The organism is Methanospirillum sp. (genome assembly GCF_035560735.1).
Classification (GTDB): Archaea; Halobacteriota; Methanomicrobia; order Methanomicrobiales; family Methanospirillaceae; genus Methanospirillum.
In genome coordinates this window covers 1-6,328 of the sequence record NZ_DATMYY010000240.1, presented here as the reverse complement: position 1 = coordinate 6,328, position 6,328 = coordinate 1, and the positions used below count along the sequence as shown (strand labels likewise).

Below are 6,328 nucleotides of genomic sequence, written 5' to 3'. Positions count from 1 at the left end.
TCTATATTCTAATACCTCCATCTATGCCAATTGGTAAAGGCGAATACCTGCGAACTCTCACCGCTGCAACGGTGCATATGAAGTCTGTACCGGTAGGTACTGACCTTGCAGGAAGTTCTCCCCCCTCGGTATTTATCGGCTCTTCAAACTACCCAAACCTCTATGCCGGCCCGATGATTGCTCCGGTTCATGGTGACACATCAGTCATGGATCGTCCTGAAGAGTGGATCCCTGGTAATATCCCACAAGAGGAGATCATAAGGTACAGGCTCAGCCTGGTCAGGGGAATGCACCAGGTAAAAGCAATAGAAATTGATTCCAGGTTTGTTGGAAAACTCCAGGAGATAGCACTTTCAGACAAGTCAATCGAGAGTGAGGCTACCTTTTCCACGGCACCTGCAGGGTTTTCATTCAGTGAGGAACACACACCCTATGGTCCTAGTGCACCGATAAAAAGTCTTGAGATAGAAGAGCAGAGGTGGAACCATGACCTTGAGAAGGTATATTATGATACCGATCTCAGGGCAGCAGATGCGGTCGTGGACCTACACAAAAAGAGTATCCCATTCTCCCACATCCAGAAAGCATTCTCTGTCGGGGTGATGGGAAATAAAAGGGGAAGACATCTGGTGCCTACCCGGTGGTCAATTACGGCCTGTGATACCATTATCGGGAATAACCTGCTCAAAGAGGTGAAAAAATGTTCAACTCTTGATACCTGGAAAGTGCATGAGTTTAGCAGTCTCAATAACCGGTACGCTATCATTCTCATGCCGACACCATGGCAATACGAGTGGACAGAGGCATTTGTCAGGGTGCTTGGCAGCGAGGAGGTTGTCTTCTCTGACCATGAACTACATAAGCCAAAGACCGAGTACTCACATCTTGGTGGATGTTATTACTCCTGCAAGATGGCAGTTCTAGAAGCACTGGCAGAGCAGCAGAAACAGGCAGGAGCAATCATTCTCCGGGAAGCAACATCAGGATATGTTCCACTCGGGGTATTCAATGTGCGGGAAAACGTACGCAATGCTATGATGCAAAAACCAAAGGAGTTCGAAGATGAAAAACAGGTCAAGGATTACCTGTCAGGCACCTTCACACTGCCGCTTAAACGGTTCGAGGAGTCAGGAGTCCTCTTTCGTACCCTCGGGAAAAAGAGGCAGACAACCCTTGGAGAGTTCTAACCAATCGTAGTGCTCCCTTCAGACAGATTTATAAAAGAAGGATAAGAGAAAAAGGTGGGAATCAGGTATCCTCATTCTTTTCTTCTTTATTATCTTCTCCCTCCGTCTCTTCTGACCCATTATCCTCTTCTTCGGTCACATCTTCGGACTCATCATCACCTTTTCGCCGAAGTACATAGACCAGAAGAGCCACAAGTCCGGCTATGAGAAGGCCGGCACCCATTCCGGTTACAAGAGAGAACATCCGATCATCTGATTGCTCTGGCACCTGGGTAGCTACAGAGAGCGGTGTCTGAACCGGTGTTACCGGTGTCACCTGCGGTACCTGTGATATAGTTGGAATCAACTGGGTTGAACTTCTCACCGTTGGGGTTTCGTTCACCGACTCATTTAGACGATTCGAAGAACCATTTTCAATCTGTGTAGGTGTATCAGGCCTGATCGTCGGCTGAAGCGTAACTGCCGGAGTGGGCTGCGTTATCGTGAGAAGGCCGGACGTGGTCGCTTCAGACTCAACACCCTGCACCAGAACCCTGTATTCTCCGGGAGCTAACTTTCCTTTCGGAACCGTAAGCGAGAAGTACCGCTCACCTACTCCCTCCTGAATCTCTGCAGTTCCTGAAAAACCATACGAATCATCACGAGTATCTTTTCGTGTCGGGGCAAATTTATTGTCGCTCACCTCTATCAGGAGTCGTTTTCCTGCACCCAGGTTGGTGGTACCCCAGATTTTCACAGGACCGTCTGCATCCTGCCTGAGTGAAGTAGAATTGAGATTGATCTTCGGGCTCATGACCCTGATGTCCCATCTGGTATAGGTATCATCGATATATGCACTATTGAGAGCACTGATGAGTGCATTGGCTCCGTCAGATCCCATGAGGGCTCCGGGTCCGCCCACCCGAAATATTGGTGCTCCTGAATATGGATATCTGCCAAGGACGAGTTGCCGCTGTCCATCTGGCCAGATATCAAACTCTCCATTTGTCATCGGATGCTGGATGATAACAACGTACTGGCCGGCTACCATATCACTTGTCTGCCATGCCGGAATCTCATACTCAAAGTGTCCATCCCTCTCAACAGAAGCCTGGTCATACCTGAAGTAATTTCGTCCAAATATCCAGACTGCAACAGTGCCGCTACCGACACCAGAACTCATACCAGTAAGAGTGAGTGAATCTCCTTTCGCAACCTCGGTCTCCTGAGGCATGAGAGACACATAGGGTCTTTTGAGTGTGAGCGAAATCGTCTGGTACGGAACTGACCCCAGATTGTTCCGGCTCACCGGAGCAGGAACAGCATAAATCGTGTACGTTCCTGCATCAAGTCCGAGTTCACCGGTATAGAGCCGGTAATCCCAGGTCTCACAATCACCAGATGCTGTGGTGAACGAGGACGGGTTGCCGGTTGTAACAGCCTGACGGGGCCGGTCAAGTCGTCCTCCTGCAGATGGCAGATTCGGACCGGTGATGAAGAGATAGGTATCACAGGACTCCGAGTTATGCCCAGAGAGCCGGACCTCCTCTCCGATGGCATACACATCTTTTCCTGTCGCCACACTGACCGATCCCTTCTGAACGGTTATTGGGATCTCATCGGTATGAACAGTTGATCCACCCGACTGGCTCTCAACCTTTAGCGTATACCTGGCATCGTCAGTCTGATCGGTTGTCCTTAGCTCAAGAGTGCGTTTCCCATTCCTGTCGGGCACGATCATCCCATAATATTTCACGCCATTGTATGGTTCGCGGGGTACAAGCTCCCTGATGCTTCTTCCTCCTGCAGATGTGGGTTGGTATGACCCGATTGAGTAGGGACCATCCGGAGAGTCCTGACTGACTCCTTCCTGGGCAAAGAGTATCATAGGAGGCTGATCTCCAGGACTGCCAGTCCTCGATCCTGCGTCAACCCAGAAGTAGACAGGCACTCCCGGGGTTCCAGAAATAGTTACAGAGAAGGAGTGACCCCTGATAACCTGATCATCACGGGTTCCGATGGTGGTACGATCAGAACCGAGGGTTATTGAAGCGCTCCTGATATTATACCCTGCCGAGGTGGATTTAAGATTCTCATCTGCACGGTTGAACGCAAGTTTTGGTTGAATTGTGTACATACCGGCTGCGTAGAGATAATTTCCACTTCCAACGGCTCCCGTATCCCATCCACCGGTCTGGATAGCTGGGAAGACCTGAAGAGAATCCTGCGGAGTAATCCTGGTCAGAGAGATACTACTTCCGGTTTTCGTCTCTACAGCAGTAAGAGTCCCACCTCCGGGTGTTGAAATGAGGAGATCAAATATTCCGTCGCTGGCGGGATTGTATCCGGGTCGCTGCGCTATTGATCCAAGGTTCGTATCCATCTGGAACAAGAGATCTGATCCCCGTGGCACCGTTCCGGATGAGATATCTTCCATAGTCAGTCGCTGCAGGATACGGACACTTACCCTGGGCTCCCTGACATTGAAAGCAATACTTCCAGGAACTGCCATCCTACTGTCCCATTGATACCATGAGCCGGTGCGGTCAGAATAAAGGTTCGGACTTACAGAAAAGGAGGTCTTTTCCAGGTGCCTGACATCAAGGGGTATGTCACGACCCGGTGACGATCCTGGAGGATAAAATGCAATTTCATCATACGGAGATGGCACCGCAGCCCTCACGTCAAGCCCTTCTTCACCAAGAAAGACATCTCCCCCGGGAGGGATTACAACTGATGTGCCTGCTACAAGTCCGGGGATGATCAGAAAGAGTGCGATAAGGATGAGAAACCTGATAGTCATGAGTCATCCTTTCAGGCGGAAAGGAGATGAGGCTTCCCATGACAAAAAGTCAAGGGGACTATTCCAGGTAAAGACCCCGTGGAATAGGGTCTGTAGAACCTGAAAGTACGGTAAAGGCGTCATACATTACAGCCGAAGAACCATTTGCAATCTTTATACTCATATTGTATACGCCTGTGGATGCTCCCTTGAGCGGAAGGGTAACATACATGGTTGTACTCGTGTTTGTCTTCCCCTTGGTCCAGTTCCCTTTCAGAGTTTTATCCCCTTTCCAGAGTGTCACCGTACCAGAGCCGAGGTTTTTGCCAGTGATGGTAATATTCAATGGGCCGATACTATGTCCAAATGCCGGATGAATGATCAAAATTGAAGGGAGTGTACTATTAGACTGACTTCTATTGGCCGCATACTGGCTGAAGACCTGGACACGGTTGTTGTAGGTATCACAGACATACACAGATCCGCTGGCATTCACGATGAGTCCTTCAGGGTTATTGAATTTCCCAGAATCCATCCCATACCCTCCCCATGATTCTGTCTGGGTTCCATTTGATGTGAACATTCGTATTGCGTTCAGATCGGTATCTGTGACAAATACATCTCCGGAATCATCTACCGCTACCCCTTGTGGATTGACCATACTTGTCTCTGATCCGTTCCATGAACCCAGGTAATACCCGGATGTGTTGAATTTCACAATCCTTGAATTGTACCGGTCAGCGACATACACACTCCCATTTTGTTGTACAGCAATACCGACAGGAGAGTTGAGCTCACTGTTGTTTGTTCCCAATGAGCCCCATGAAGTGATGTACTGCCCGATTGAATTGAACTTCTGAACACGGTTGTTACCCGTATCAGTGACATATACTGTCCCTACAGCGTCTGCGGTTATACCTCCAGGCCGCACGAACTGGCTCGTGTTAGAGCCGTAACTCCCCCAGGAAAGAAGGTAGTCACCTTTAAGGCTGAATTTCTGAATTCGGTTGTTCCCGGTATCCGCAACATACACCCCACCACATTGATCAGCTGCAATACCAGACATATTTCGAAACTGGCCTGCATTCGAACCGTAACTCCCCCACGAGAGGAGGTAACTGCCGGTTGAATTAAATTTTTGAACCCGGCTATTTCCTGTGTCTGCCACGTAGATATTACCACACTCATCAACAGCAATAGAAGCAGGATTTTCAAACTGGCCGGAACCAGAGCCCTGACTTCCCCAGGAGAACAGGTACTGATAACTCCCATTGATTGCAGACACCGACTGGATCATACATCCACCAACCAAGAAGAAGAGCACCAGACAGAAAGCGGTTACACGATTCATTCCTCACCCGATATAGGAGAATATGGATCTCTCGTTCATAGAAAATAATTGGCAACCGGGGGGTTGGATATTTTCTGATCTGCTATGTCACTAGCCATTATGCCCAATTTTCATTCGTACGGACCATCCTTCCATAGTGCAGAATCAATCCGACCTGGAAATTATAATAGGATTAGAATTTTACTCCTGATACACCAACCATTCAGGGTTAGGTCGGGAGGTGGGGATTCAGACGCACATGTACCCCCGCTCACCAGAATATAGTACAGTCTCTCTTCACCAATTCTCCCAACCTTAGGAATATAATTCACATTATATCTGCTTAAATTAAAATTAGAAAGATTATTTCATGATTTCATAGGTCAGGTGTTCCTGCCCTAACGAGAACCCTTCCTCCGTTTTCCCGCACCACCGCCTGAGTAGAACACATATGGTAATCAGAAGGACCTTATCAGGAAGGAACAAGCGGAATGTGAATTATTGGATAAAACCAGGGATTATTGATATCAGGCTCCGGACAAACAGGTAGCTGCTCGAGGTCCTGAATTCGCATGCATCATGATCATATTGATGAGGTTGTACAAATCAGGAGGAGCGATACAGCAAGGAGATAACAACAAGATCAACCGAGACCCAGCAGGAACCTGGTTACTGGAATGCAATGTACCGGACCTGTTTCACTCTCAACGATCCCGTCATAATCGTTGGTCACCAGTATTGATTCTGAAATCTTCTTTTCTTCCCCGATAATACCTGCCAACTCACTCGCAGGAATATCGGAGATCGAGGGATCATCGTACCATAGCTGTATACTCTTCGTATTCTTCAGACCCTCTTTTACTACAAAATCACTCTCACCTACGTCTTTTGAAAAAAAGACATCATCATATTGCTGGATAAGAAATGCAGCAACCACATTCTCAACCAGCCATCCGATATCTTCTGAAAATGAGAGAGCAACGCGGTTCCGAAGACCTATATCAATCGTATAGGGTTTAAAGTTTGAGCTCACCAATACCACCGATATAC

Annotated in this window: 3 protein-coding genes and 1 pseudogene; 1 reads left to right on the top strand and 3 read right to left on the bottom strand. The window is 48.2% G+C overall.

The features are described from left to right. On the top strand, positions 1–1,187 hold a 1,187-nt coding region (locus tag VN429_RS06855; RefSeq protein ID WP_325631309.1), incomplete at its 5' end, for a hypothetical protein. A 61-nt stretch (positions 1,188–1,248) separates the two neighbouring features. On the opposite strand, the gene VN429_RS06850 is transcribed toward VN429_RS06855, so the two are convergent. The 3 genes and pseudogenes from VN429_RS06850 to VN429_RS06840 form a co-directional block, all read right to left on the bottom strand. Further along, a complete protein-coding gene (locus VN429_RS06850) occupies positions 1,249–3,969 on the bottom strand; it encodes an MEMAR_RS02690 family S-layer glycoprotein (protein WP_325631307.1) in 2,721 nt (906 codons plus the stop codon). Positions 3,970–4,027: 58 nt separating this feature from the next. Beyond that, entirely contained in the window at positions 4,028–5,299 is a 1,272-nt protein-coding gene (locus VN429_RS06845) for a 6-bladed beta-propeller (protein ID WP_325631305.1), read from the bottom strand. 622 nt (positions 5,300–5,921) lie between these two features. After that, positions 5,922–6,328 (bottom strand): annotated as a pseudogene (locus tag VN429_RS06840) (ATP-binding protein); the annotation flags it as partial.

Excerpts from the sequence above, each read along its gene's own strand:
- VN429_RS06845 (WP_325631305.1), bottom strand. The coding sequence starts at position 5,299 with ATGAATCGTGTAACCGCTTTCTGTCTGGTGCTCTTCTTCTTGGTTGGT.
- VN429_RS06850 (WP_325631307.1), bottom strand. The coding sequence starts at position 3,969 with ATGACTATCAGGTTTCTCATCCTTATCGCACTCTTTCTGATCATCCCC.